This is a genomic window from Janthinobacterium sp. OK676 (assembly GCF_900103595.1).
Taxonomy (GTDB): Bacteria; Pseudomonadota; Gammaproteobacteria; order Burkholderiales; family Burkholderiaceae_D; genus Janthinobacterium.
Window position 1 is genome coordinate 18,639 of sequence record NZ_FNHA01000004.1, and the last position, 25,610, is coordinate 44,248.

Here is a 25,610-nt window from a genome sequence, read left to right on the forward strand (position 1 = left end):
GATGCGTTACCTGTTTATTGCATGTGCCAGCCGTGGCTGACGACGATGGACTGGCCGCTCAGTGCCGTCGACGGGAATGCCGCCAGGAAGATGGCCGTTTGCGCCACGTCCTGCGTGGTGGTGAATTCGCCGTCAATCGTGTCTTTCAGCATCACTTTCTTGATCACGTCTTCTTCGCTGATCTTCAGTTGTGCCGCCTGTTCGGGAATTTGCTTGTCGACCAGCGGCGTGCGCACGAAGCCGGGGCAGATGACGTTGGCGCGGATGCCGTCCTTCGCGCCTTCCTTGGCCACGACCTTGGCCAGGCCCAGCAAGCCGTGCTTGGCGGCCACGTAGGCGCTCTTGAACGGCGAGCCTTCGTGCGAGTGCACGGAACCCATGTAGATGATGGCACCGCCGCGGCCGGCCTTGATCATTTCGCGCATGCAGGCGCGCGTGGTGAGGAAGGCGCCGTCCATGTGAATGGCCAGCATCTTTTTCCATTGCTCGAACGGGTAGTCGACGACGGGGCTGATGATCTGGATGCCCGCGTTGCTGATCAGGACGTCGATGCCGCCGAAGTGGGCCACGGCATCGGCCACGCCCTTGTCGACTTGCTCTTCGCTGGAGACATCCATGGCGACGGCAAACGCCTGGCCGCCCGATTGCTTGATTTCCTCGGCCGCCTTGCTGGCCGCTTCCAGGGCCAGGTCGGCGATGACGACCTTGGCGCCCTGTTTCGCGTATTCAATAGCCATTTCCTTGCCGATACCACTGGCGGCGCCGGTAATCAGTGCGACTTTGTCTTTGAGTTGCATATTAATCCTTTGCATTGCGGGTTGGAGTGATCGTGGAAAACCTGACTATGCCAGTATAGCGAGAAAACGGCTCGCGCATGCCCCGCGCACCTCTATGGGGTTTGCTGCCGCTCAAGGATTTCCTGTAGCCGCCAGGCGCCGGGATTGGTGCCCGCCCAAGTGCGAAACGCGTGGTTGAACGCGCTTTGCTCCTGGTAGCCGAGCAGGAAGGCGATGTCGACCAACGACAAATCCGGCTCGCGCAGATAATCGCGCGCCAGGCCGTACCGGGCCTGGTCCAGCAGGGCCTGGAAGCTCGTGCCCGCGTCGGCCAGCTTGCGCTGCAAGGTGCGCGGCGTCATCGCCAGCGCGGCGGCAACGGTCGCCAGCCGCGCCGAACCCTGGCGCAAGCCCGCCACGATGGCCGCGTGCACTTGCGCGTCGATGGCGTCGCCCGTCGGCATTGCCGCCTCGCGCTGTGCCAGCAATTGTTCCGCATGCTGGCACAGCACGGGGTACAGGCTGACGTCGGCGTTCGGCACGGGCCAGTCCAGCAATTGCGCGTTGAAGGTGGCCGTGTTGGCGGAGGCGTTGAAGGCGGGCAGGCTGCCCAGCACGCGCACGTATTCGTCGCGGTGGGCCGCGTGGCGCAGCAGCTCGCCGCCGCCATCGTGGGTAAATGCCAGCCGGGCCGGCGGCAGCGGCATGCCGGCCAGCCAGTCGCCGCTGACTTTGACGCCGGCAAAGACGCTGTCGACCAAGTGCCGGCTGGCGCCCGGGTAGTTGCTGGTCCAGCGGTAATGCGCGACGGCGCCATCGCGCTGCAGGGCCGACTGACCCAGGTCGTGCGCCAGCCGTTCATAGCGGGCCGTCTGTTCCAGCACCTGGCCCACGTTGCTGCAACTGAGCAGTATCAAGCCGTACGCGCTGTACGTGCCCATGCGCACCCGCTGGCCCACGTGCAGGCCGAAATGCGCGTCGCCCGCCAGCAGCGCGCCCGCATCGAGCAGGCGCACGTAGTCGCGCGCGGCCAGGCCGGGCGTGGACGCTTCCAGGCTGTGCGGCGCCACGCCGGCCGCTTGCGCCAGGGTGACGCCATCGATGCCGTGCGCGCCGGCCGCTTCCAGCAGCGGCAGCAGATAGGCGCCGGCGACCCGGCCTTCAGTGCTTGTCATGATGGAACAATGCGATTGTCATGAAAAACCAATACCCTTCGTCTGTGGCGGCATATGCTATTGATCTAGCAAGAAAATCAGGCAGGAACAGTATAGCAAGCCGCCGTGGCGCGCAACTGGCCGGACACAGGGGATATCGATGCAACGCTGGAATGGCTGGGGAGATGACGGCATCACGTATGCGCTGAGCGGGGACGCGCTGGCGTTTCTGCGCGAGCGCCTGGGGCCGGGCAGCGGCGTCGTCGATGCCACCTTCGACGACGCCTGCGCGCAGGTGCCCGCCTCGCGCCTGGCGCCGCATCCGCTGATCGACACCACGCCCGCCACGCGCGTGCGCCATGCGCTCGGCCAAAGCCTGCCCGACTGGTTCAAATTGCGCCATGGCCGCATCGGCGCGGTGCCCGATGGCGTGGCCTTTCCCGACAGCGCGCTGCAGGTGCGCCAGCTGCTTGCATATGCGCGCCAGGCCTGCGTGGCCGTCATCCCGCACGGCGGCGGCACCAGCGTGGCCGGGCATTTGACGGTGGCGGCGGGGCCGCGTCCCGTGCTGTCGGTCAGCCTCGTACGCTTGTGCGCGCTGGGTCACCTGGACCGCGAAGCGCAGCTGGCCACGTTCGGCGCGGGCGTATATGGCCCCGACCTGGAAGCGCAACTGCGCGCACACGGCTACACCCTGGGCCATTATCCGCAGTCGTTCGAGTATTCGACCCTGGGCGGCTGGATCGCCACGCGCTCGTCGGGCCAGCAATCGTTGCGTTATGGCCGCATCGAGCAGCTGTTCGCGGGCGGCGAGGTGGAAACGCCGGCCGGCACCTTGCGCATCCCCACGTTTCCCGCGTCGGCGGCCGGCATCGACCTGCGTGAAATGGTGCTCGGCTCCGAAGGGCGGCTGGGCATCCTGACGCAGGCGACGGTGCGCGTCTCGCCGCTGCCGCCCTATGAAGCATTCCACGCCGTGTTCTTTGCGCACTGGGGCCAGGCGCAGGCGGCCGTGCGGGCGCTGGCCCAGTCGCGCCTGCCCCTGTGCATGCTGCGCCTGTCGAACGCGGTCGAAACGCAAACCATGCTGACCCTGGCAGGGCACAAAAAACTGGTGGGATTGCTGGAGCGCTATTTGTCGTTGCGTGGCTGCGGCGACGGCAAGTGCATGCTGATGCTGGGCGTCAGCGGAGAAGAAAAACCGGCCCGCGCGGCCCTGCGCGGCGCCCTGGCGCTGGCGCGGCGGCACGGCGGCGTGCACGTGGGACGCCACATGGGCGATAAATGGAAGCAGGGGCGCTTTCGCAACGTCTACCTGCGCAATGGCGCGTGGGAACACGGCTACGTGATCGACACGGTGGAAACGGCCGTCGACTGGCCCCGCGTGGCACCGATGATGGCGGCGCTCGAGCAGGCGGGCGCCAATGCGCTGGCCGCGCATGGCGAGCAGGTGCACGCGTACACGCATCTGTCGCACGTGTATGCGCAGGGCGCCAGCGTCTACACGACCTATGTCTACCGGCTGGCGTCCACGTACGAGGACAACATGGCGCGCTGGCGTACCTTGAAACGCGCGGCCGGCGCCGCCATCGTCGCCAACGGCGGCACCATCAGCCACCAGCATGGCGTGGGCACGGACCACGCGCCGTGGCTGGTGGCCGAAAAGGGAGAACTGGGCATCGCCGCCATGCGCGCGCTGGTGCGCCAGTTCGACCCGCAGGGCATGATGAACCCGGGCAAACTGCTGCCTGACGCGGGAATCGGATTGTGAACAGGGCGGATTTGCCCGGCATCCTGGCGCGCGAGTGGGACGTGCTGGTCGTCGGCGGCGGCATCACGGGCGCCGGCATCCTGCTCGAAGCGGCGCGGCGCGGCTTGACGGCCCTGCTGGTGGAGCAGCGCGATTTCGCCTGGGGCACGTCGAGCCGCTCATCGAAGCTCGTGCACGGCGGCTTGCGCTACCTGAAGCAGGGCCAGTTCGGCATGACGCGCGAATCGGTGCATGAGCGGCAAGCCTTGCTGACGGATGCAGCCGGGCTGGTCGAGCCGCAAGGCTTTGCCTTTGGCGATTACCTTGGCAGGAAGCCGGGGCGGCGCCAGTTCATGCTGGGGCTGGCCATCTACGACGTGATGGCGGGCCGGCGCGCGCGCCGCTATGTCGATGCGTCTGACTTTGCCATGCTGGCGCCGCACATCCGGCGCGACGGCCTGCAGGGCGGCATGCTGTACCAGGACGCGAAGACGGACGATGCGCGTCTGGTGCTGCGCGTGCTGCAGGAAGCGCGCCGCCATGGCGGCGTGGCCGTCAATTACCTGGGCGTGGCGTCCTTGCTGCGCGACGGTGGCAAGGTCGCCGGCGCCACCTTGAACGATGCGCTCGATGGCACGGCATTCACCGTGCGCGCGCGCCTGGTGATCAGCGCCACGGGCGCCTGGGCCGACGCCTTGCGGGGGCAAGTGGGAGAAACGCCGAAACTGCGGCCCCTGCGCGGCAGCCATCTGCTGCTGCCCGCCTGGCGGCTGCCGCTGGCGCAAGCCGTCAGCCTGATGCACCCGAGCGATGGCCGCCCCGTGTTTGCGTATCCGTGGGAAGGCGTGACCCTCGTGGGCACCACCGATGTCGACCATGGCGCCAGCCTGGACGTGGAGCCGGCCATCACGCGCGGCGAACTCGCTTATCTGCTGGCCGCCTTGCGGTGGCAGTTCCCGCAGCTGGCGCTGGGCGAAGGCGATGTGCTGGCCACGTTTGCCGGCGTGCGTCCCGTGATCGGCAGCGGCCAGCTTGACCCGTCGAAGGAAGCGCGCGAACATGCGCTATGGCTGGAAAACGGCTTGCTGACGGTGGCGGGCGGCAAGCTGACGACGTTTCGCGTGATCGCCCTCGACGCATTGCGCCGCGCCGCGCCGCTGCTGCCGGGCTGGCAGGCGGATCTGCGGCCCTTGCCGATTTTCGACACGACGCCGCCCTTGTCCGGCAAGGCCCTGGCGCTCGATGCCGAACAGCGCGAACGGCTACTGGGCCGTCATGGCGCGGGGGCGCAGGCGCTGTGCGATGCGGCGCAGGACGGCGAACTGGCGCCGATTCCCGGCACGCAGACCCTGTGGGCGCAGCTGCGCTGGGGCGCGCGCATGGAAGACGTGCAACACCTGGACGACTTGCTGCTGCGGCGCACGCGCCTCGGTTTGCAGCTGGCAGGCGGTGGGCTTGCTATCATGCCGCGCCTGCGCGCCATCTGCCAGCGTGAACTGGGCTGGGACGATGCGCGCTGGGAAGAAGAACAGCAGCGCTACCTGGCCCTGTGGCGTCGCCATTACAGCGTGCCGCAGGGCGATTGAAAATCATAAAAATAAGGAGAGCATCATCGAGACCATCCTGTTTGGCCACCCCCTGGAGCTGGGCGACGCGCGCATCACCTACGACAGCCTGTCGCCGCTGGACTTGCGCCAGAGCGTGGACGTCCTCGTCGACGACCTGGGCGAAGACCTGCTGCAAATCACGTGCGCGAATGGCGACATCGTCGACGTGGGCTGGTATCCGGCCTGGGATGAACAGGGACGCTTGCGCGTGGTGGCCGTGCGGGGGCAGGACTGGGAAGCGCCCGTCTTCAGCGCCCGGCCGGAAAAAGATCCGCAGGCGCTGCTGGCCGCGCTGCGCGCCGCGCTGGCCAGCCTGGCATAAGCCATGGCCTCCTTGGCGGGCGACGGCCCGTATATCCTTGCCATCGACAATGGCACGCAAAGCGTGCGCGCGCTGCTGTTCGACCGCGATGGCAATCTGGCGGCGAAGGCGCAAGTGTTCCTCGAAGCATACTATTCCGATCACCCCGGCTGGGCCGAGCATGACGCCGACGGCTACTGGCAAGCCGTGTGCGCAGCGTGCCAGCAGCTGTGGCGCGGCACGGACATCAGTAAATCCTCGGTGGCAGGCGTGGCCGTGACGACGCAGCGCGGCACGGTCGTCAACGTGGATGAACATGGCGCACCGTTGCGGCCCGCGATCACCTGGCTGGACCAGCGCAGCACGCGCGACATCCCTCCGTTGGCGCCATGGTGGCGCGCCGCCTTCCGCGCCACGCGCCTCGATGGCACGATTAGGTACTTCCGCCGCGAGGCCGAGATCAACTGGATCAGCGCGCACCAGCCCGACATCTGGCGCCGCACGCATAAATTCCTGCTGCTGTCGGGCTTTTTGAACCACCGCCTCTGCGGAAAATACATCGATTCGACGGGCTCGCAAGTGGCGTACATCCCGTTCGACTACAAGCGCCATGCGTGGGCCGGGCGCTTCGACTGGAAGTGGCAGGCGCTGGCGATCAAGCCGTCCATGCTGCCCGAGCTGGTAACGCCGGGCACGCGCATGGGCGCCATCACGGCATCGGCCGCCGCCGCGACGGGCATTCTGGAAGGCACGCCCCTGCTGGCGGCGGCCGCCGACAAGGCGTGCGAAGTGCTGGGCGCCGGCTGCGTCGAACCGCACGTGGCGTGCCTGAGCTACGGCACCACGGCCACCATCAACACCACCAACCGCAAGTACGTGGAAGTGACGCGCTTCATTCCGCCGTATCCGGCCGCCATGCCGGGGGCCTACAGCACGGAAGTGCAGATCTTTCGCGGCTACTGGATGGTCAACTGGTTCAAGGAGCAGTTCGGCGACCGCGAACGGGCGGCGGCGGCCGAAGATGGCACGGGCCTGTCCGCCGAAGCGCTGTTCGACCGGCTGGTCGACGCCGTGCCGCCCGGTTCCATGGGCCTGATGCTGCAGCCGTACTGGAGCCCCGGCATCAAGGTGCCTGGCCCGGAAGCGAAGGGCGCCATGATCGGTTTTGGCGACGTGCATACGCGCGCCCACATCTACCGCGCCATCCTCGAAGGCCTCGCGTATGCGCTGCGCGAAGGCAAGGAGCGCATCGAACGGCGCAGCGGCATTGCCATCACGGAGCTGCGCATCGCGGGCGGCGGTTCGCAAAGCGACGCCGCCATGCAGCTGACGGCCGACATCTTCGGCTTGCCGGCCGCGCGCGCCCACGTGTATGAAAGTTCGGGCCTGGGCGCGGCCATCGCCGCCAGCGTGGGTCTGGGCTGGCACGCGGATTTCCCCGCCGCCGTGCAGGCGATGACGCGCAAGGGCAAGGTATTCCATCCGCATCCCGAGCACCGCAAGATCTACGAGCAGCTGTACCGGCGCGTGTACCAGAAGATGTATGCGCGGCTGCAGCCCCTGTACCGCGAGATCGCCGACATCACCGGCTATCCGGAATAGCTGCTTATTAAATCGTATTGCGAATCATTCGCATCCGATATATGATGTGTTCCGCATTTCACTAAGGCAACTTATCCCGGTGACTGCAGTGCGCCGCCGGCCATGCGCCGGTGGCGTGTCCGCGCGGGCAGAGTTTCGCCGCAACGCTTCCTTCAACGCCGCCGCTTGATCGTGCACCGCTGTCCTCTGCCCCTGCATTTTTTCATTCCACAAGCATCGAGCAGCAAGCAAACCCAGGCAAGGATAGCGATGAAGAGCAGCAGCAAACATGGATTGACCCCGCTGGCCGCCGCGCTGGCGCTGGCATTGGGTGGCGCGCACGGCCACGCGTGGGCGGCGGCGATAGCCGACAAAACCGACAAGCCCGACGCCATGCAGATGCCAGCCATCAGCGTGTTTGGCGACGCCATCAGCGCCGGCACGGCCGGCCGTTCCTACATCAACAGCGCCGACATCGAACGCCAGCAGGCCGACAATGTCGCGTCCCTGCTCGACACCTTGCCCGGCGTGGACCTGGCCGGTACGGCCCGCCCCAGCGGACAAAGCTTGAATATCTGGGGCTTCAATAAAGTGCAGGACGTGAAAGTCATCCTCGACGGCGTGCCCAAGGGCTTCGAGAAATACCGCCAGGGTTCCATCTTCATCGAGCCGGAACTGATCAAGCAGATCGAAGTGAACAAGGGCGCGCATACGAGCTTGTATGGCAATGGCGGCTTCGGCGGCGTCATCACGGTCGAGACCAAGGATGCGCAGGACTTGCTGGAAGGGGGCGAGAAAGTGGGCGCCATGCTCAAGTATTCGCGCCACTCGAACAATGCAGAAAACGACGCCACCGTGGCCGTCTATGGCCGCACGGAAGATGGCCGCTTCGATGCGATGGCCTTTACCACGCAGCGCAAGTCCGACGATTTGCGCAAGCCCGATGGCAAGCCATTCCGCTTTTCCGCCATCGACGCGCCATCGAGCCTGGCCAAGCTGAATATCCGCTTGACGCCGGAGCAGCTCTTGACCCTGACGGCCATGAAGAGCGGCAGCTCGGGCTGGGGTCCGTTCGCCGCCATGGGCGAGGACGTGCCCACGCCGACCGAGGCGGAAATCAAAAAATACGGACTGGAAGAAGCGTGGCAGCGCAAGGCCGTCTACCGCGACCAGGACGACGACACGTATTCCGTGAAGTGGCAGTACGCGCCGCAGAACAATCCGTGGATCAAGCTGACGGCCAGCGCCGGCTATTCGCACACGGACCAGCATGACAAGCGCCTGCCATCGGCGTCGCTCGGTTCCTACCTGGGCTCCCTGGGCAACGAGAGCTGGGCTTCGTACGTGGACCGCATCGCCGAAGTGCGCAACGAAAGCGTGTTTGCGACGGGTGCCGTGTCGCACGTGCTGCTGACGGGACTGCAATGGCACAAGAACGTGCGCGACACCTTGATGTACTACCCCTCGTCGACGGCGCTGAAGGACCCCAGCTACAACTATGGCTACTTCCAGCCCTACTACATGCCGGCCGGGCGCCAGGAAACCACGGGCCTGTATCTGCAGGATGCGATGACGTATGGCGACGTGACGGTGACGGCGGCCCTGCGCCACGACCGCGTCGTTTTGGAGGGCGTGCCGAACAAGGCGCCACGCTACAACAGCCCGCTGGCGGCGGCCGGCCACGACTTCAGCGAAAAGGCGCACGAAGACTGGTCGCCCCGCCTGGGCCTGTTCTGGAAGGCGTCGAGCACACTGGCCTTGTTCGGCGACTTGAGCCGCAGCTGGCGCGCGCCCACGATCGACGAGATGTATTCGAACGAATACTATGTGTCGTCCAGGCTCGGTTCATCGACGCCGGCCACCAGCCGCGACCTGGCCGTCGAGCGCGTGACGGCCGTGCGCACGGGCGTCATGCTGCACCGGCAGAACGTGTTCATGGAGCGCGACGACGTGCAGCTGCGCCTGACGGCGTACCGGAACCGCGTCAGCGACAATATCGGCCCGCGCCTGGGCATCCTGATCGAAGGCTATGTGCCGGGATCGGGCAAGGTGCCGCCGGCCCTGTCGTCCTACCGCAACCTGGCCGGTTTCCGCACGCAGGGCGTGGAAGTCGAGTCCTATTACAACTCGCCGCGCCTGTTCGCCAGCGCCTCGCTGTCGAAGCAGCGCGGCACGCGCAGCGGTTCCCAGCGCGACCCGTGGGGCCGGGACGAAGCCGTGTCGACCATCGCGCCCGATAAACTGATGGCGGGCCTGGGCTGGCGCATGCCCGAGCTGGGCGCCAGCATCGGCTGGCAGGGCCGCTTCGTGGCGAAGCAGGAGCGCGTGCTGCCGGTGGGGAATGTCTACCGCCTGCCGCCATCGAAAGGCTATGCCTTGCATACCGTGTTCGCGTCGTGGAATGGCCGGCAAGGCATGTGGCGTGGCGTGGAAGTGCGGCTGACGGTCGACAACGTCTTCAACCGCAATTACATGCCCTACCTGAGCGAAGCCGTTACCGGCGTGGGACGTAATGCGAAGTTGAGCGTGTCGCGTAAGTTCTGATCAGTTTTACGAACGGCGGGCCGGAGACGCGGGCCTGCGAAAATGCCGATGGCGGCGTTGCAGCTTCCTTGCCGTACATGCGTACTGTCTGCGTCGCTGCGCCTTGCCCTCGACATTTTTCAGGCCCGCTTGGCCCGGGGTGCCTTTTTTTTTGACGTGGGCCTACTCCCGGTTCGCCGTATCTTGCGTTGTATTTCAGGCCTTAACGTAACACCAGCGCCTTGACCGTTTCCCAGGCCGTGCTGCCCGAGTGGGTGGCGCGGACCTGGTTGCGGCCCGCTTCCTTGGCCACGTACAGGGCGCGGTCGGCGGCGACGAAGAGGGCTTCGCGGTCGTCCAGCTGGTGCGGGCGGATGGTGGCCACGCCGATGCTGACGGTGATCCATGGCGAGGTGCTTGAGCGCGGGTGCGGCAGTTGCAGCGCTTCGATGCCGGCGCGGATGGCTTCGGCCAGGTGCAGGGCGCTGTCGGCATCCGTGTCGGCGAACAGCAGCACGAATTCCTCGCCGCCGTAGCGTGCCGCCAGGTCGCCGGAGCGGCTGGCGTGGGCGGCGATGGCTTGCGCCACCCGCTGCAGGCAGCTGTCGCCGGCCGGGTGGCCCAGGCTGTCGTTGTACAGCTTGAAGTGGTCGACGTCGAGCACCACCAGCGACAGGGCGCCGCCGCCGCGCACGGCGCGCTGCCACTCTTTTTCCAGGAAGCTGTCGAAATGCCGACGGTTGGCGATCTGCGTCAGCGGGTCGAGATAGGCGGCGCGCTGCAGCGCGTCTTCCGACTGCTTGTGGTGCGTGATGTCGTGCAGCAGACCGATATACAGGGGCTGGCGCAGATACATGGGCGTCAGGGTCAGGTCCATGCTCAGCGCCTTGCCGTTGCGGTGGCGGATCGCCACTTCGCGCGTGCCGTGGTTGTGCGCCTTTTCCGGATTGGCCGCATGCATGGCGAAATAATCGAGGTATTCCTGCGTCACGAGGGGGCTGAGCAGCTCGCCGATGAAGCGCCCGGCCAGTTCGTTTTCGCGGTAGCCCAGGTACTGGTCGCAGGCGGGGTTGGTGTACTGGATGCGGCCATCGGCCTCGATGATCAGCAAGCCCTCGGCCATGTTGTTGACGATGGTGCGCAGGCGCTCGGCCTGTTCCTGCTGGGTTTCATTGTTGCTGCGGATTTTCAGCTGGGCGCGCACGCGCGCGCATACTTCCGCCATGCGCAAGGGCTTGCTGATGTAATCGACGGCGCCGCAGTCGAAGCCGGCCACCACGTCTTCCGTTTCCGTCTTGGCGCTCATGAAGATGACGGGGATACGCTGCGTCAGCGGGTGCTGCTTGAGGCGGCGGCACGTTTCGATGCCGTCCATGTCCGGCATCAGCACGTCGAGCAGGATCAGGTCGGGCTGGGCGCGCTGGGCGATCGCCAGGGCCCGTTCGCCGGACGTGGCGACATAGGTTTGATAACCCTGTTCGCTCATCAGCTTGCGCAGCAGCTCAAGGTTGGCCGGCGCATCATCGACAATCAAAATGGCGGCTTCGTGCCGCTGGGAATACCCTACACTGCCTGAACTCATTGCTCCCGGCCTTCTCGATGTACTCTGCGCTGCCTGCGTTTGCTGCACTTTCGGTGATGCTGACCGGATTCAAATCTGATACAGCCGTCAAATCATACCGCCTCGCCATTTTTTTGGGTGAAAAATCGATGTTGCGCGAGCAATGAAAGTATTATTTTTGTGATATCTTTAAAAATAAATACACGCAATTGCTGTCATGAAAGCGGTTTTTGGGCGGAAAAGACGCGTGCCCTTCGCGCAGGGGCAGCAGAGACACGCCCCGCGGCAGGCGGGGCGTGGAGAGGCGAGTTACATTTTTGCGGCGATCAGTTTGCCGAGGATGGCGATACCCTCGCGGATGCGTTCCGGCGGCACCGTCACGAACGACAGGCGCAGGGTGTGCGTGTCCGGCGTGTTGGCGTAGAACGGCGCGCCCGGCACGAAGGCGACCTTGTTGGCGATGGCTTCATCGAGCAGTTTCATCGCGTCGATATGTTTCGGCAGGGTGACCCAGATGAACATGCCGCCTTCCGGCTTCGTCCACGTGACGCCGGCCGGGAAGTGCTCTTCCAGCGCCGACAGCATGGCCTGGCACTGGTTGCCGTACAGGCTGCGGATGCTGGGGATATGGCGGTCCAGGAAGCCATCCTTGATCACTTCATGCACGACCATCTGCGTCAGCTGCGACGTATGCAGGTCGGCCGCCTGCTTGGCCAGTTCCAGGCGGCGCACGAGCGGCATCGGCGCCACCACGTAGCCGAGACGGATGCCGGGCGTGAGCACTTTCGAGAACGAGCCCATGTAGATGACGCCGTCCGGATTCATGTTGATCATCTTCGGATACGGCTCGCCGCTGTAGCTGAGGGCGCCGTACGGATCATCCTCGATCAGCGGCAGGCCGTGGCGGGCGCAGGTTTCCACCAGTTCCACGCGGCGCGCCACGGACAGGCTGCGGCCCGTCGGATTCTGGAAGTTCGGCAGCGCGTACAGCAGGCGCGCGCCATCGGCGACGGGGTTGATCGACGACGGCACCAGGCCTTCGTCATCGGTATCGACGGAAACGAATTCGGGACGGTAGACGGAAAACGCCTGCAGGGCGCCCAAGTAGCTGGGGGTTTCCACCAGGACCTTGCTGCCTTCGTCGATCAGGACCTTGCCCAGCAAGTCCAGCGCCTGCTGCGAGCCGGACGTCATCAGCACCTGTTCCGGCAGGATGGTGCTGCCATTGCCGGAGAGCGAGTCGGCGATCCACTGGCGCAGCGGCAGGTAGCCGTCGGTCGGGCCGTATTGCAGGGCCACCCTGCCATTGTTCGACAGGACCTTGTCGAAGGCGGTCTTCATTTCTTCCACGGGGAAGGTGGCGGGCGAGGGCAGGCCGCCGGCAAACGAGATGATCTCGGGACGCTGCGTGATCTTCAGGATTTCGCGGATGAACGAGCTTTGCAGCTGTTCCGCGCGTTCGGCAAAGCGCCATTGGATCGGATTCGGATTTTCAATTTTCATACGAGTCTCACAGAAGATGCCGAGCTGCGCCGGCTGGATTTGTTGGCCCGCTTGTGGCGGTGCGTGCGCAAGCGGCGCCGGATAGGTGCCGCCATGATGCTGCCGTATTGTACGGCTTGCACGCCGCCGTGCCCATGCGCACGCGCAACGGCGTTGCAAATGGGCGTCAGGGCGCCTTATTTCAGCTTGCGTCCTATGCCCACCACGGCGATCACGGCGCCGGCAAACAGCAGGCTTTCGCCCGTCAGGGGCTCGTGCAGCAGCACGGCCGCGCCCAGCAAGGTGAGGAAGGGTTGCAGCAACTGTGTCTGTCCCACGCGCGCCACGCCGCCCAGCGCCATGCCCCGGTACCAGAAAAAGAAGCCGATAAACATGGAAAACACGGAAATGTAGGCAAAGCCCAGCCACGCCGCGCCGCTGGCCTGCGCCATCAATGCGCGCTGGGGCCACGCGCTCCACAGTACCACGGGCAAGACAAAAGGCACGGCCAGCAGCAGCGCCCAGGAAATCACGTGCTGGCCCGGCATGGCTTGCGCCAGGCGTCCGCCTTCCGCATAGCCGAGTGCGGCCAGCAGCACGGCGGCAAAGATCAGCCAGTCGGCCACGTGGAAGCTGCCGCCGCCCTGGCGCAGCGCGAACGCCACCACCAGGGCCGTGCCGAGCAGGGCCATCAGCCAGAAGCCAAGGGAGGGGCGTTCCTTGCCGCGCAGTACGGCAAACACGGCGGTGGCCAGCGGCAAAATGCCCACGAGCACGGCGCCATGCGAGGCGGGCAGGCTGCGCATGGCGATCGACGTCAGCCACGGGAAACCCACCACGCAGCCCAGCGACACCAGGGCCAGCGGCAGCCACTGTTCGCGGCGCGGCAGCGGCGCGCGCTGCCGCCACAGCCACAGGCAGGCCAGGCAGGCGGCCACCAGGGCGCGGCCCAGGGCGACAAAGGTGGGATCGAGTTCGGCCACGGCCAGCCGCGTGAAAGGCAGGGTCAGGCTGAAAAGGGCGACGGCGATCAAGCCCAGCAGCAGGCCTTTGCGGTCGGCGCCGAGGCGGGGGAGGGTGCTGGGGGAGGTGGCGGCGTGCGATGGCATGGCTGTCCTGGTGCGGGTGGTGTGGAATAAAGGCGGGCAGATGTGGATGAATACGCCCGGTACTGCTATCCTAGAGCGCAATAGCAATACAGTACAAATACACTTCTCCGCATAATTTCACATACTGTAATGGTCATATGAGCAATACACCCGCATCACCGTCCCTGCCTTTGCTGTCGCGCGCCTCGGGCGAAACCCTGATCGACCAGATCGCGCGCTCGCTGGCGGCGCGCATCGATGACAAGTTGCTGCGTGGCGGCGCGCGCATGCCGTCGATCCGCCAGTGCGCGGCCGGCCTGGACGTGTCATGCGCCACGGTGGTGGCCAGCTACGACAAGCTGGTGGCGCGCGGCTACCTGGAATCGCGGCGCGGCGCCGGCTTTTTCGTGCGCGAGCGCTCGCCCCTGAACACGCCTGCGCCTCCCGCCGGCGCGCAGGAAGCAGCGGCGCAGCCGATGGACGTCGTGTGGCTGATCCGTAACATGTTCCGCCAGACGCCGGCCATTCCCGCGCCCGGCACCGGCATGCTGCCCGCCGAATGGCTCGATGGCGACCTCGTGGCGCGCGCCTTGCGCGACGTCAGCCGCCAGCCCGGCAGTTTGCTGCTCGGTTACGGCGCGCCGCAGGGTTTCCTGCCGCTGCGCCAGCAATTGCAGCTGAAGCTGGCGGGGCTGGAAATCGCCTGCCCGCCCGAGCAGATCGTCACCACGGTGGGCGTGATGCAGGCGCTGGACCTGGTGGCGCGCGAGTTTGCCCGTCCCGGCGACACCATTTTCGTCGACGACCCCGCGTACTGGCTGATGTTCGGCGCCTTTGCCGCCATGGGCGTGAATGTCATCGGCATCCCGCGCCTCGGTGACGGCCCCGATATCGCCGTGCTGGCCGAGCTGGCGGCCCTGCACCGACCCAAGCTGTACGTGATCAACTCGGTGCTGCATAATCCCAGTTCGACGTCGCTGTCGGCGGCCAAGGCGTTCCAGGTGCTGCGCCTGGCCGAGCAGCACGATTTCCTCGTCGTCGAAGACGATATCTATTGCGACATGCATCCCGGCGGCGAGGTGCAGCCGGCCACGCGCCTGGCCGCGCTGGACCAGCTGCGCCGCGTGATTTACCTGGGCGGCTTTTCCAAGAGCCTGGCGGCGAACCTGCGCGTGGGCTTCATCGCCACATCAAATGAGCGGGCGCAGCGCCTGGCCGACCGCAAGATGCTGGCCACCCTGACCACCAGCGACATCGGCGAAAGGGTTGTTTATAAAATCCTCTCGCAGGGGCTGTACCGCAAGCATGCGGAGCGCCTGCGCGCGCGGCTCGACAAGGTGCGCGACGGTACGTACCGCAAGGTCGAACGGGCGGGCTTGCGCTTCGATCCCGCGCCGGCCGGCATGTTCGTGTGGGCCGATGCGGGCTGCGACACGAATGTCCTGGCCGAGAAGGCGCTGGCCGAGGGGCTGGTGCTGGCGCCGGGCAGCCTGTTTTCCCCGCGCCAGCTGCCGTCGACCCGCATGCGCCTGAACCTGGCCACGGTGCAGGACGAGCGGGTGTGGGCGTTTTTCGCCCGTGCCCTGGGCTAGGCGCGACTTTCGGCGGCCGCTCTTGAAATCGCTGGCACCATCCCCAACTCCGTAGAATCCGTCCCATCCACAAGACTATGAGGTAAAAATGGCTGTCTCCGAAAAGCAAACCCTGGGTTTTCAGACCGAAGTGAAGCAAATGCTGCACCTGATGATCCATTCCCTGTACTCGAACAAGGAAATCTTCCTGCGCGAATTGATCTCGAACGCGTCCGACGCGGCCGACAAATTGCGCTTTGAAGCGATCGATAACGACGCCCTGTACGGCAACGATCACGAATTGAAGATCAAGGTCAGCTTCGACAAGGATGCGCGCACCATCACCATTTCCGACAACGGCATCGGCATGACCCGTGACGAGGCGATCTCGCACCTGGGTACCATCGCCAAGTCGGGCACCAAGGAATTCTTCGGCAAGCTGTCGGGCGACCAGCAGCAGGACGCGGCCCTGATCGGCCAGTTCGGCGTGGGCTTCTATTCGGGCTTCATCGTCGCCGACAAGATCACCGTTGAAACGCGCCGCGCCGGCGCGGACGCCTCCGAGGGCGTGCGGTGGGAGTCGGCCGGCGAAGGCGACTACAGCATCGAGACCATCGACAAACCCTCGCGCGGCACGGACATCATCCTGCACCTGCGCGAAGGCGAAGACGAATTGCTGTCGAGCTGGAAGCTCAAGTCCATCATCCGCAAATACTCGGACCATATCTCGCTGCCGATCGTGATGCAGAAAGAAGAGTGGGACGACGAGAAAAAAGAAACCGTCCTGAAAGACGAATTCGAAACCGTCAACCAGGCCAGCGCCCTGTGGGCCCGCAACAAGGCCGACATCACGCCGGAACAGTACGACGAATTCTACAAGCACGTGTCGCACGACTTCCAGTCGCCGCTCACGCATACGCACAACCGCGTGGAAGGCCGCAGCGAATACACGCAGCTGCTGTACATCCCGGCCAAGGCGCCATTCGACATGTGGGACCGCAACAAGCGCGGCGGCATCAAGCTGTACGTCAAGCGCGTCTTCATCATGGACGATGCCGAGCAGCTGATGCCGACCTATTTGCGCTTCGTGCGCGGGGTGATCGACTCGGCCGACCTGCCGCTGAACGTGTCGCGTGAAATCCTGCAGGAGTCGCGCGACGTCAAGGTGATCCGCGAAGGCTCGACCAAGCGCGTGCTGGGCATGCTGGAAGAACTGGCGAACGCGGACGAGCAGGACAAGAAGGACAAGTACGCCGTCTTCTGGAAGGAATTCGGCCAGGTGCTGAAAGAAGGCATCGGCGAAGATGCGGCCAACAAGGAACGCCTGGCCAAGCTGCTGCGCTTTGCCTCGACGGCCAACGACAGCGACGAACAAATCACCTCGTTCGCCGACTACGTGGCGCGCATGAAGGAAGGCCAGGACAAGATCTATTACGTCACGGCCGACAACTACGCCGCCGCCAAGAACAGCCCGCACCTGGAAATCTTCCGCAAGAAGGGCGCCGAAGTGCTGCTGCTGACGGACCGTGTCGACGAATGGATGCTGTCCTTCCTGCAGGACTTCGAAGGCAAGGAACTGGTCTCCGTCGCCAAGGGCGGCCTGGACCTGGGCGCGCTGGAAGACGAAGCGGAAAAGAAAGAGCACGAAGAAACGGAAACCTCGTACGCCGACCTGGTGGGCAAGATGAAGACCGTGCTGGCCGACAAGGCCAAGGACGTGCGCGTCACGTTCCGTCTGACCGATTCGCCAGCCTGCCTGGTGGCCGATGAAAACGAATTGTCGGGCAATCTGCTGCGCATGTTGAAGGCTGCTGGTCAGAGCGCACCGGAATCGAAGCCGATTTTGGAAATCAACCCGAACCACCCGCTGGTGACGCGCCTGAAATACGAAGACGCGGAAGGCGGCAAGTTCGGCGACTGGGCCAACATCCTGTTCGACCAGGCCATGCTGGCCGAAGGCGGCTCGCTGGCCGACCCTGCCAGTTTCGTGAAACGCCTCAACGAATTGCTGCTCAATTCGGCGAAGTAATTCCTTTGCCGTGGTACGTAGGTCGGATTAGCGTAAGCGTAATCCGACACGGCGGCTGATGCATCCAGGCCGGCCCTTTCCTCGTGAAAGGGCCGGCTTTTTTCATGGCAGATGTTCAGCGCCGCATGCGCGTGCCCCAAGCCCTGGCAGCGGCGACTTCAGGCATAATTGCCCCTTGTTGAATTTAATTCGTCAATGGCCGGCATGGCCGTTGGTGCAGGAGCCAGTCATGTCAGTGAGTACCCGCGACGCCCTATTGAAAAGCGCAGAGATCCACCTGCGTTCGAAAGGCTACGCCGCTTTCAGTTATGCCGATTTGTCGGAGGAGATCGGCATACGCAAGGCCAGCATCCACCATCATTTCCCTACCAAGGAAAACCTTGGCGTGGCCTTGATCACGCAATACATCGAGGTGTTTACGGAAAAGCTGCAAACGATCGATGCGGCGCATGCCGATCCGGTCGCACGCCTGCGCGAGTTCGGCGGGCTGTTCCAGGCCAGCGCCAACGATCATTTGCTGCCGCTGTGCGGCGCGCTCGCGGCCGAAATGGCGGCGCTGCCCGAATCGCTGCAGGCCCTGGGCCGGCAGCTGATGGCGCAGCAGCTGGATTGGATGGAAAACAATCTCGTGCAGGCGGCGCAGCTGCACGGCTGGACCTTGCGGAAAGCGCCGAAGGATTATGCCTTCATGCTGCTCAGCGCCTTGGAGGGCGCCAGCTTTATCGGCTGGGCCCTGGGGCCATCGACCGATCCGCTGGCCGCGTTTCATTACCTGCTCGACAATCTGGCGTAGCGCTGGCCAGCCCGCTCAGGCCAACAGGGCTGGCTTGGCGATCATCAGCGCGCAGATGGTCAAAAACACGGCCAGCTTGATGCACAGCCAGATTCCCAGTCTGGCGCCCGCCTGCGCGTATCCCTGTTCCACCTTCTCTTCCTCCTTGTCCGCCCAAAAATGGTCGATGGCTTGCGCGCCGATAAAAAGCGCGAGGGACAGCCGCATCCAGCCCATCTGCAGCCAGGCCCATTGTTGCTGGTACAGCAGGATCAGCCCGCCGAGAAGCAGCAGCCAGCCTGCGACGCCGATCTGCTGATGGAGTTTGTGTAATGTATCGCGGCCGGCGGGCTCGCGCATCAGGCCGAGCAGGCGCGGCGTCAGCATCATCGGGCCGATGAAGGCGATGGCTGCGACGATGTGCAATATCAGCAGGAATGTATAGGTGTTCATGGCGTTCTCGTATCGGCAAGGACAGTTGTTTGAGGAACGTTTAGAATAAGTTTTACTACCTACTTACGCTACTCGCATTCATGGCAAAAACTGCAGCGCATGCGGAGCCCCGCAAGCGGCCGTCCCAGGCCAGATCGGCCGCCACCGTCGCGGCGATGGTGGAGGCGGCTGCTCGCATTATTGAGGTGCGGGGCTGGGCTGCGTTGACGACGAATCATGTTGCCGAGCTCTCTGGCGTCAGCATCGGCTCCCTGTACCAGTACTTCCCGTCGAAAGAGGCGCTGCTGGCCGAACTGGTGCGCCGCGAACGCGCGATGCTGCTGCACGACGTGGGGCTAGCCATGGCGCTGGACGGAGAATTGCCGTACGCGATACAGCAAGGTGTGATGGCCGGCCTGGCGCACCAGTTCAGGCGCCCGGCGCTTGCGCTTGCGCTGGAATCGGCGCCGTCGTCGCCATCCTTGCAGCGTGAGGACGAGGCCTTGCGGCAGGCGCTTGCCGGCCAGCTCGCGGGGTTGCTGGCGCGTCATGGCGTCGCCGATCCTGATATTGCGGCCGCCGACGTGATGGCGCTATGCCGCGGCATCATCGACGCCGCGGCGCTGCGGGGAGAAACGGATATGGCGTCGCTTGCCCGGCGCCTGGGACGCGCGGTCCACGGCTACCTGGACACGGCGGCACCTGCCAGGGAAGCCGCCGCCAGCGCTTAAGGGAGGATGCAGCCGTCCAGGCCACACATCTCCCCGTCCGATGCGGCCAGGTTCTCTTGGGATTGCGCATGGAGGTTCTCCAGCGCCTGCCTGAAAACTTCTGGCGGCTGCGCGCCGGAAATGTGCGCCCCATTTCCGAAAACGAACAGCGGCACGCCGGAAGCGATGCGCGAGGCGCTGCGCTCATCGTCCTGCACTTGCTGGCGCAATTGCGGTGTCGACCAGGCGCGCTGCACCGCCTCGGCAGGCACGCCCGCCTGTGCCGCGAGCAGGGCGAGAGAATCGCGGTCGAACAGCGACTGGCCGTGCGAAATGCTCTGTGCATACAGCACTTCGGCCAGGCGCTGCTGCAATGCCGCGTCGCCGGCGGCCTTGACCAGCATGTGCGCGTCCATGGTGTCGCCAAACAGCATGCTGTCGAAGCGGTAGTCCAGGCCTTCCGCGGCCCCATGCGACTGCACCGAGTACAGCATGCCCTCGGCGGCCAGCGGATCGCGAAACTTTTTCAGCAAGGCCGCCTTGATCGGTTCCGCCGGATGGCCTGGCGCGATGCGGTAGGCGCGCAGCCTGACCTGCACGGCGTCTTTGTGCGCGAAAGCGGCCAGGGCTTTGTCGAAGCGGCGTTTGGCGATCCAGCACCAGGGGCAGACGAAATCGGACCAGATGTCGACGACCAGCGTTGGTGTGTTGTTTTTCATGGTTGCTCCTTGAATGGCCGGCCCGGCGTGCACGCATGCCAGGCCGGCTGATGCGGCGGTATCAAGCCTTGTCGAACGCGTCCAGCACGTGGGTGCTGTACACAAGGGCGGCGCCCGCATTGAGGTTGATCGCCACGCCGAGCGCCTCGGCAATTTCCTCGGTGGTGACGCCAAGTTTCTTGGCGGCGGCAGCGTGGAAGGCGATGCAGCCGTCGCAGCGCGTCGTGACGGCCACTGCCAGCGCAATCAGTTCCCGCGTTTTCGCATCGAGATGGTTGGTCTTGTCGCCGGCGCCGCCCAGTGCGGCGATGCCTTTCATGGTGTCGGGCGTCAATGCGTTCAATTGCAACGCACGCGTGTTGATGTCTTGCCGAGCTTGTTTCCAGTCTTCCATGTTTTCCTCGCTATGTAGGCGCTTGCGCGCGGGTTGGGTTGATTCCAGGGAGGGGAATCAGGCCTCGATAATTTCCAGGGTGGGCAGCATGCGGATGGCCTTCGAGAAATTGGCCAGGTTGACCGACGTTTTGGTGACGGCCTGGTGCAGCGCCTCGACGCGCTCGCGCGAGGCATCCGTGCGCAGCCGCACCACGTAGCTGACTTCGTCGTAGCCGGGATTGACGTTCTCGTCCAGGCCAAGGAAGCCGCGCAGGTCCAGCTTGCCATCCGTTTCGATTTCCAGGCTGTGCACGGTGATGCCCATGGTCGCCGCATTGGCCGCGTAACCGACTGACAGGCAGGCGTTGAGGGCAGCCATCAGCAGCTCTTGCGGATTGGGCGCCGTGTTTTGGCCCAGCAATTCATGCGGTTCGTCCGAGGCGATCTCGAAATGGCGCGCATGCTTTTCACCACCGAGCACATAGTGGCTGACGGTGGCCACGCTACGCGTCTGGTGTTGCCACCGGGTCTTGACGTTGAAACGCGCCTCGCCCTTGCCGGGATGCTCTGCCACGCCTTGCGCGAATTGCTGCAATGCTTGCACGTTGATGCCATTGAGCATGTTGGCACCGGCCGCCGCGCCATACGCGGGATAGTCGGTATAGCCATGGGACGGAGCGCCGCTGGCGCCGTAATAGGTCGAGCGGTCGCTGTCGGCCAGCGGCCAGTTGTTTTGCATGCGCTCCACCAGATCCGGGTTGGAGATGAACGGCATGCCGAAGGCGATCAGATCGAGGTCGCCCTTTTCCAGCTCGCTGCGCGCCAGTTCCTGCGTGAAGCCGCCCGCGCCGATCAGGGTGCCGTGATAAGCCTGGCGGAATTGCGCGCCAAAGCCGGGCGGCACTTGCGCCGCCGTGATGGTGGGCTGGTAGTTCAGGTGCACATAGGCCAGTTGCCTCGTATCGAGCGCCTGCGCCACGCTGCTCCACACCTGCGCTTCGTCCGCATAGGCGCGCATGTCGTACAGGCGGCCGAACGGCGAGATGCGCACGCCGACCTTGCCGCCGCCGATGGCGGCCGACAGGGCGTCTATGGTCTCGAGCAAAAAGCGCTGGCGGTTGGCGATGCTGCCGCCGTACTGGTCCGTGCGAGTATTGACGGCGCTGCTGAGGAACTGGTCGAACAGGAAGCCGTTGGCGGCCATGATCTCGATCCCGTCAAAGCCGGCTTCGATAGCGACTTTTGCCGCATGCACGAAGTCGGCGGTGACGCGCGCGATCTCGTCGACGGTCAGCGCGCGCGGCACGCTGGGCAGCACCGGTCCCGCCTTGCCCGGTTCGATCCAGGCATAGACGGTGGTGTTTTCCGCCGCCACGTCGCTGGGACCGACGGGCGCCGCGTTGCCAGGCTGGATAGACACATGCGACATGCGGCCCACGTGCCACAGCTGGGCGAAGATCTTGCCGCCCTTGGCATGCACGGCATCGGTGACCTGGCGCCAGCCCTGGCCCTGGGTGCTGCTGTAGATGCCCGGCGTGTACAAATAGCCGCGGCCTTCATCGGAGACGGGCAAGCCTTCGGTGACGATCAGGCCGGCCGAGGCGCGCTGGGCGTAATACAGGGCGGTGAGCGCGTCGGGATTGTTTTCGAGCGTGCGCGTGCGCGTCATCGGCGCCATGACGACGCGGTTGGCCAGGGAAATGCCGGACAGGTCATAGGGAGTGAACAGTTGATGCATGTAATGCCTCGCAAAGGATCGGATGCGCCGTGGCGCGGAAGGATTGCCGGGTGAAATACCGGGTGCGAAATGAGTCTACCATCTAGTAGGTAGGCAAGTCAACCGGCCGCAGCGCCGGCAAAATCGCTATGATGCGGCTTTGCACGGGACGATACGGAGGATGGCAATGAAGAAGCTCCTGATGGCGGGCCTGGGCGCGCATGCGCTGGGCTGCCTGCTGTTTATTGGGTTGAGCTGGCTGGGATTTTTCCTGTATACGCAGCTGTTCGGCAGCCTGGGCTCGCGCGGCGTGGCCGGCGGGCTGGCCCTGCTGCTCGTGTTTTACGTGTACGCGGGCACGAATCTGCTGCTGGCGCTGCTGCCGTCCGGCAGGTGGAAGCCCGTGCTGTGCGCCTTGCTGGGCGCGGCCGTGCTGGCCTATCTGCTGCCCCAGCATCCGCTGCGGGCGATCTACTTCAGCGTGCTGGCGGGTGGCTTGAGCTGGCTGGCCGTGCTGGCCAGCGCGCGTTTAAGCGGATACCTGCGCGGCTGACAGGCCCGTAATAAAAGCGGCGACGGCGACGGCGGCCGCTTCCGGCGCGGCCTGCAGCAGCATGTGCGGCGCGGCGATGTCGATCACTTGCGCGCCCGCTGCCTGCCGCCGTATCTGCGCGGCGTTTGCCGGCGGCACCAGGCGGTCGTGGCGGGCGCGCAGGTACAGAACAGGCAGGCTGCCGCGCGCGAAGGCGTGCGAGGCATCCGTTTCCAGCACGGCGCGCAGGCGCTGGCGCAGCGTTGCCGGCGGCACTTGCGCCAGCGCAGCGGCCAGTTCCGCCTGCAGTTGCGGCGTGGCGTAGGGCGCCAGCAGCGCCTGGCGCAGCGCGAAGCCGGGCAGGGCGCCAAAGGGCACGAGGCCCAGCAGGTGGCGCAGCGGCGCCAGCATGGGGCGCGGATTGCGCACGAATGAACAGCACAGGACCAGGGCGCGCATGCCGGGCGGCGGATCGGCGCGCAAAGCGGCCCCCAGCGGTCCTGAAAACGATTCGGCCAGCAGCACGAAAGGGCGGTCCCGCGGCAAGCGCTCGCGCACGTATGCTTCCAGCGCCGCATAGTCGAGTGGGGCGGCCGGATAGGCGATGGCCAGGGTGTCGATGGCGCCGTGCGCGCGCAAGGCGGCGTCGAAACGGTGGAACAGACTGGCCGTGCCATCCATGCCGGGCAGGAGGACAAGCAGGGGCGAGGCGTGGGTTGATGTCGTCATTGCGGCCATCATAACAGCCGCGCCGGCGCACCCGCCGTCCGCCAGCCGCGCCGCATGGGCGCTGGCGCCATGCTAGAATCGCCGGCGCGCCATGCGTGGCCGCAAGAGCGGCCAAATCCCCGACAGACAGAATCATGCATATCATTTTTTCGAATTACCGCACCCTGGGCGGCGCCTTGCTGGCGGCGGCCTGCATCCTTTCCCAGCCCGCCCGCGCCACTGCGGCGCCCTCGGCGCCAGCCGGGAAAAGCCTGTCCTCCCTGCTGGCAGGCGGTCCCTTGCCGCGCCTGAGCGACGATGCGCAAGTGCGCGCCGCCCTGTTCGATTTCTTCGGTTACGCGCGCGGCAGCTACACGGAAGACGATGAACTGCTGCTGGCGCAGGCGCTCGAAGCGATCAGCGAAAAGCGCGACGCCACGCGCACCGTGCTGGCCGATGGCCGCCAGCTGCTGGCGTCGATGAACGACCGCAAGCAGGGCCGCGAACGCGGTGCCATGCTGCTCGACAAGCGCGGCGCCATCATCGCCTTTGGCCTCGTCAATGGTCATTGCCGCCTGGAGGGCCAGCCGCTGGCGAAAGTCTGTAATCCCGATCCGAACGCCGTGCTGACCGTCTTTCACCGCAAGGGCATGCTGGTCGGCGACGCGGCGCCCTTGCTGGCCTGGGCCCGGCAATTGCCGCCCATGCTGGCGCTGATCGCGGCCGACAAGGAAGCGGGCGCCGGCGGGCAGAAGATCGCCAGCGTCGAATATGTGCTGGCCCAGCCGGCCCTGCCGGGCTGGAACCGCGCCCAGCTGCCGCCCGCGTATCCGCCGGCGCTGCTGCCGCTGCTGCTCGATAAATCGACGGTGCTGACGTCGGCCGGCGCGGGCGTGTTTGCCTATCCGCTCACCTTGAAGGGCAAGAAACAGAACAATGTGCTCGACCATGCGGAAGGCCGCCCGCCGCGCGACCTGGAAGTGGCGCTGCGCAGCTATGCCAGCTTCGACACGGTAGTCGAGCGCTACCGCCAGCTGGCCAAGGGCGCCCGGCTGCAGCGCAACGAGCGCACGGCCTACCTCGATGGCGACATGGGGCAGGGCAGCTACCGCGTCTATATCCGCAACACGGGCGCCGATGGCGTCATGATCGACGTGGCTTTGTGGCAGCGCAAGCTGGCCGCCAGCCGCTGATTTCAACAAGGGCCTGGCTGCTCGTAGCCCAGTTGCACCAGCTGCGCGGCGATGGCGTCGTCGCGGGTTTTGGTGCCCGTGCGCAGGCGCGCATGCGTGAGGGGCGCGGGCAAGCCATGCGCCAGCAAGGCGTCGATGTCGAGCATCGTTTCGGATGCCGACAGCTGGCGCAGGGCGGGCAAGGCGGCGAGGCCGGGCAGGCTGTCGAGCGTCTTGCAGGTGTGCAGGCTAAGGCGTTCGAGCACGGGATTGGGCCCCAGCGCGATCTGCCGCAGCTTGATCTGGTCTTCCACCCATAGCGCCTGCAGCAGCGGGAAACGGCCGATGTCGCCCAGGGTTTCCAGGCCGCGCACGCGTATCACTTCCAGTTTCCGCAACAGGGGCGCCTCGATGTGCGCGAGCGATTCGCGCCCGCCCAGCTGCAACAGCAGCCGGTCCAGGCGGGCCATCGCCGAAATGAAATCGAGCGGCACCTTGTTCTTGATGCGGTACAGCGACAGCTCGTGCAGCACCGGCAGGCCGGCCAGGGTGTCGATATGCTGGCTGTGGCCCTCGATGACCAGGCTGGCCAGCTGCGCGTAGTGGCGCAGCGGCGCCAGGTCGATATTGTTCTTCGCCGACTCGCCCAGGTGCAGGTAGTCGAGGCCGCGCAAATTATCGAGCTGCAGGATGTCGGCCTGCGCCAGCTGGTACACGCCCAGGCTCAGGCGCTTCAGGTGGCGCAGCTCGCCCAGGGTTTCCAGATGGATGGCTTGCCAGTGGCAGTCGATGGACAGGCTGGCCACATGCGGCAGAGCGCGCAGGATGCGGGCATCGAACACCCTCGGGTCGTAACCGTAGATGCGGATGGTCAGCGCCGTGCCGCAGGTGGCGGCCAGGGCGTCGAGGTCGGCCAGCAGCGGCTCCGGCTCGCCCAGGGTATCGAACTGCACCAGCACCTGCTGGCCGCCCGCGATGGCGGCGCGGATCGCCCGGGCGTCGATGCGACCGGGGTTCTGGATGCATAGCGGCTGTGTTGCCTGCGTCATG

Annotated in this window: 22 protein-coding genes and 1 pseudogene; 11 read left to right on the forward strand and 12 right to left on the reverse strand. The window is 65.4% G+C overall.

Annotation, left to right across the window (positions count from 1 at the left end):
- Positions 1–14: 14 nt before the first annotated feature.
- Positions 15–797, reverse strand: coding sequence for a 3-hydroxybutyrate dehydrogenase (locus BLU39_RS09485; protein ID WP_092712310.1), 783 nt, complete (start codon positions 795–797; stop codon positions 15–17).
- A gap of 92 nt (positions 798–889) precedes the next feature.
- The gene (locus BLU39_RS09490) at positions 890–1,951 is read right to left on the reverse strand and encodes an AraC family transcriptional regulator (RefSeq protein ID WP_092712311.1); all 1,062 of its coding nucleotides are present in this window, start codon (positions 1,949–1,951) and stop codon (positions 890–892) included.
- Positions 1,952–2,090: 139 nt separating this feature from the next.
- Between BLU39_RS09490 and BLU39_RS09495 the strand changes: the two genes are divergently transcribed.
- From BLU39_RS09495 to BLU39_RS09515, 5 genes are all read left to right on the forward strand, one after another.
- Positions 2,091–3,701, forward strand: coding sequence for an FAD-binding oxidoreductase (locus tag BLU39_RS09495; protein WP_092712313.1), 1,611 nt, complete (start codon positions 2,091–2,093; stop codon positions 3,699–3,701).
- The gene (locus BLU39_RS09500; RefSeq protein ID WP_092712315.1) at positions 3,698–5,266 is read left to right on the forward strand and encodes a glycerol-3-phosphate dehydrogenase/oxidase; all 1,569 of its coding nucleotides are present in this window, start codon (positions 3,698–3,700) and stop codon (positions 5,264–5,266) included. The genes BLU39_RS09495 and BLU39_RS09500 overlap by 4 nt, the downstream gene beginning before the upstream one ends.
- Positions 5,190–5,609, forward strand: coding sequence for a hypothetical protein (locus BLU39_RS09505; RefSeq protein ID WP_092712317.1), 420 nt, complete (start codon positions 5,190–5,192; stop codon positions 5,607–5,609). Before BLU39_RS09500 ends, BLU39_RS09505 begins: the two co-directional genes overlap by 77 nt.
- Before the next feature lie 3 nt (positions 5,610–5,612).
- Positions 5,613–7,190, forward strand: a complete 1,578-nt coding sequence (locus tag BLU39_RS09510) for an FGGY-family carbohydrate kinase (protein WP_092712319.1) — start codon at positions 5,613–5,615, stop codon at positions 7,188–7,190.
- Positions 7,191–7,439: 249 nt separating this feature from the next.
- Positions 7,440–9,713, forward strand: coding sequence for a TonB-dependent hemoglobin/transferrin/lactoferrin family receptor (locus BLU39_RS09515; RefSeq protein ID WP_175539254.1), 2,274 nt, complete (start codon positions 7,440–7,442; stop codon positions 9,711–9,713).
- A 202-nt stretch (positions 9,714–9,915) separates the two neighbouring features.
- Here the strand turns inward: BLU39_RS09515 and BLU39_RS09520 are convergent, their stop codons facing one another.
- The 3 genes from BLU39_RS09520 to BLU39_RS09530 all read right to left on the reverse strand — a co-directional run bounded on the left by BLU39_RS09520 (position 9,916) and on the right by BLU39_RS09530 (position 13,844).
- Positions 9,916–11,274, reverse strand: coding sequence for a diguanylate cyclase (locus BLU39_RS09520; RefSeq protein WP_092712323.1), 1,359 nt, complete (start codon positions 11,272–11,274; stop codon positions 9,916–9,918).
- A gap of 288 nt (positions 11,275–11,562) precedes the next feature.
- Positions 11,563–12,756: an aminotransferase-like domain-containing protein gene (locus BLU39_RS09525; protein ID WP_092712325.1), complete on the reverse strand. Its 1,194-nt coding sequence runs from the start codon at positions 12,754–12,756 to the stop codon at positions 11,563–11,565.
- A 176-nt stretch (positions 12,757–12,932) separates the two neighbouring features.
- The gene (locus BLU39_RS09530; RefSeq protein WP_092712327.1) at positions 12,933–13,844 is read right to left on the reverse strand and encodes a DMT family transporter; all 912 of its coding nucleotides are present in this window, start codon (positions 13,842–13,844) and stop codon (positions 12,933–12,935) included.
- A gap of 137 nt (positions 13,845–13,981) precedes the next feature.
- Between BLU39_RS09530 and BLU39_RS09535 the strand changes: the two genes are divergently transcribed.
- The 3 genes from BLU39_RS09535 (at position 13,982) to BLU39_RS09545 (ending at position 18,216) form a co-directional block, all read left to right on the forward strand.
- A complete protein-coding gene (locus BLU39_RS09535; RefSeq protein ID WP_092712329.1) occupies positions 13,982–15,415 on the forward strand; it encodes an aminotransferase-like domain-containing protein in 1,434 nt (477 codons plus the stop codon).
- An 88-nt stretch (positions 15,416–15,503) separates the two neighbouring features.
- Positions 15,504–17,423, forward strand: a complete 1,920-nt coding sequence (htpG, locus tag BLU39_RS09540; RefSeq protein ID WP_092712331.1) for a molecular chaperone HtpG — start codon at positions 15,504–15,506, stop codon at positions 17,421–17,423.
- Between the two features lie 229 nt (positions 17,424–17,652).
- Complete coding sequence (locus tag BLU39_RS09545) at positions 17,653–18,216, forward strand: TetR/AcrR family transcriptional regulator (protein ID WP_092712989.1); 564 nt, start codon at positions 17,653–17,655, stop codon at positions 18,214–18,216.
- A 15-nt stretch (positions 18,217–18,231) separates the two neighbouring features.
- Here the strand turns inward: BLU39_RS09545 and BLU39_RS09550 are convergent, their stop codons facing one another.
- A complete protein-coding gene (locus BLU39_RS09550; RefSeq protein WP_092712333.1) occupies positions 18,232–18,648 on the reverse strand; it encodes a hypothetical protein in 417 nt (138 codons plus the stop codon).
- An 80-nt stretch (positions 18,649–18,728) separates the two neighbouring features.
- On the opposite strand from BLU39_RS09550, the gene BLU39_RS09555 reads away from it, so the two are divergent.
- Positions 18,729–19,358, forward strand: a complete 630-nt coding sequence (locus BLU39_RS09555) for a TetR/AcrR family transcriptional regulator (protein WP_092712335.1) — start codon at positions 18,729–18,731, stop codon at positions 19,356–19,358.
- Here the strand turns inward: BLU39_RS09555 and BLU39_RS09560 are convergent.
- The 4 genes and pseudogenes from BLU39_RS09560 to BLU39_RS09570 all read right to left on the reverse strand — a co-directional run.
- Positions 19,355–20,056 (reverse strand): DsbA family oxidoreductase, encoded by a 702-nt coding sequence (locus BLU39_RS09560; RefSeq protein WP_092712337.1) that lies wholly within the window; start codon positions 20,054–20,056, stop codon positions 19,355–19,357. The genes BLU39_RS09555 and BLU39_RS09560 overlap by 4 nt on opposite strands.
- A 61-nt stretch (positions 20,057–20,117) precedes the next feature.
- Entirely contained in the window at positions 20,118–20,450 is a 333-nt protein-coding gene (locus BLU39_RS09565; protein ID WP_092712339.1) for a carboxymuconolactone decarboxylase family protein, read from the reverse strand.
- Between the two features lie 57 nt (positions 20,451–20,507).
- Positions 20,508–21,053, reverse strand: coding sequence for an OsmC family protein (locus BLU39_RS29160; protein ID WP_175539270.1), 546 nt, complete (start codon positions 21,051–21,053; stop codon positions 20,508–20,510).
- A 21-nt stretch (positions 21,054–21,074) separates the two neighbouring features.
- A pseudogene (locus tag BLU39_RS09570) lies at positions 21,075–22,169 on the reverse strand (alkene reductase); the annotation flags it as partial.
- A 166-nt stretch (positions 22,170–22,335) separates the two neighbouring features.
- Between BLU39_RS09570 and BLU39_RS09575 the strand changes: the two are divergent.
- A complete protein-coding gene (locus BLU39_RS09575; protein WP_092712343.1) occupies positions 22,336–22,701 on the forward strand; it encodes a hypothetical protein in 366 nt (121 codons plus the stop codon).
- Here the strand turns inward: BLU39_RS09575 and BLU39_RS09580 are convergent.
- Complete coding sequence (locus BLU39_RS09580) at positions 22,678–23,409, reverse strand: alpha/beta fold hydrolase (protein WP_092712345.1); 732 nt, start codon at positions 23,407–23,409, stop codon at positions 22,678–22,680. The genes BLU39_RS09575 and BLU39_RS09580 overlap by 24 nt on opposite strands.
- Positions 23,410–23,543: 134 nt before the next feature.
- On the opposite strand from BLU39_RS09580, the gene BLU39_RS09585 reads away from it, so the two are divergent.
- Positions 23,544–24,581 (forward strand): hypothetical protein, encoded by a 1,038-nt coding sequence (locus BLU39_RS09585; RefSeq protein WP_092712347.1) that lies wholly within the window; start codon positions 23,544–23,546, stop codon positions 24,579–24,581.
- Positions 24,582–24,583: 2 nt separating this feature from the next.
- On the opposite strand, the gene BLU39_RS09590 is transcribed toward BLU39_RS09585, so the two are convergent.
- Complete coding sequence (locus tag BLU39_RS09590) at positions 24,584–25,609, reverse strand: hypothetical protein (protein ID WP_092712349.1); 1,026 nt, start codon at positions 25,607–25,609, stop codon at positions 24,584–24,586.
- Position 25,610: the final 1 nt, after the last annotated feature.

Excerpts from the sequence above, each read along its gene's own strand:
- BLU39_RS09485 (WP_092712310.1), bottom strand. The coding sequence starts at position 797 with ATGCAACTCAAAGACAAAGTCGCACTGATTACCGGCGCCGCCAGTGGT.
- BLU39_RS09490 (WP_092712311.1), bottom strand. The coding sequence starts at position 1,951 with ATGACAAGCACTGAAGGCCGGGTCGCCGGCGCCTATCTGCTGCCGCTG.
- BLU39_RS09495 (WP_092712313.1), top strand. The coding sequence starts at position 2,091 with ATGCAACGCTGGAATGGCTGGGGAGATGACGGCATCACGTATGCGCTG.
- BLU39_RS09505 (WP_092712317.1), top strand. The coding sequence starts at position 5,190 with ATGCGCGCTGGGAAGAAGAACAGCAGCGCTACCTGGCCCTGTGGCGTC.
- BLU39_RS09510 (WP_092712319.1), top strand. The coding sequence starts at position 5,613 with ATGGCCTCCTTGGCGGGCGACGGCCCGTATATCCTTGCCATCGACAAT.
- BLU39_RS09515 (WP_175539254.1), top strand. The coding sequence starts at position 7,440 with ATGAAGAGCAGCAGCAAACATGGATTGACCCCGCTGGCCGCCGCGCTG.
- BLU39_RS09520 (WP_092712323.1), bottom strand. The coding sequence starts at position 11,274 with ATGAGTTCAGGCAGTGTAGGGTATTCCCAGCGGCACGAAGCCGCCATT.
- BLU39_RS09525 (WP_092712325.1), bottom strand. The coding sequence starts at position 12,756 with ATGAAAATTGAAAATCCGAATCCGATCCAATGGCGCTTTGCCGAACGC.
- BLU39_RS09530 (WP_092712327.1), bottom strand. The coding sequence starts at position 13,844 with ATGCCATCGCACGCCGCCACCTCCCCCAGCACCCTCCCCCGCCTCGGC.
- BLU39_RS09535 (WP_092712329.1), top strand. The coding sequence starts at position 13,982 with ATGAGCAATACACCCGCATCACCGTCCCTGCCTTTGCTGTCGCGCGCC.
- htpG (WP_092712331.1), top strand. The coding sequence starts at position 15,504 with ATGGCTGTCTCCGAAAAGCAAACCCTGGGTTTTCAGACCGAAGTGAAG.
- BLU39_RS09545 (WP_092712989.1), top strand. The coding sequence starts at position 17,653 with ATGTCAGTGAGTACCCGCGACGCCCTATTGAAAAGCGCAGAGATCCAC.
- BLU39_RS09550 (WP_092712333.1), bottom strand. The coding sequence starts at position 18,648 with ATGAACACCTATACATTCCTGCTGATATTGCACATCGTCGCAGCCATC.
- BLU39_RS09555 (WP_092712335.1), top strand. The coding sequence starts at position 18,729 with ATGGCAAAAACTGCAGCGCATGCGGAGCCCCGCAAGCGGCCGTCCCAG.
- BLU39_RS09560 (WP_092712337.1), bottom strand. The coding sequence starts at position 20,056 with ATGAAAAACAACACACCAACGCTGGTCGTCGACATCTGGTCCGATTTC.
- BLU39_RS09565 (WP_092712339.1), bottom strand. The coding sequence starts at position 20,450 with ATGGAAGACTGGAAACAAGCTCGGCAAGACATCAACACGCGTGCGTTG.
- BLU39_RS29160 (WP_175539270.1), bottom strand. The coding sequence starts at position 21,053 with ATGCTCAATGGCATCAACGTGCAAGCATTGCAGCAATTCGCGCAAGGC.
- BLU39_RS09575 (WP_092712343.1), top strand. The coding sequence starts at position 22,336 with ATGAAGAAGCTCCTGATGGCGGGCCTGGGCGCGCATGCGCTGGGCTGC.
- BLU39_RS09580 (WP_092712345.1), bottom strand. The coding sequence starts at position 23,409 with ATGACGACATCAACCCACGCCTCGCCCCTGCTTGTCCTCCTGCCCGGC.
- BLU39_RS09585 (WP_092712347.1), top strand. The coding sequence starts at position 23,544 with ATGCATATCATTTTTTCGAATTACCGCACCCTGGGCGGCGCCTTGCTG.
- BLU39_RS09590 (WP_092712349.1), bottom strand. The coding sequence starts at position 25,609 with ATGACGCAGGCAACACAGCCGCTATGCATCCAGAACCCCGGTCGCATC.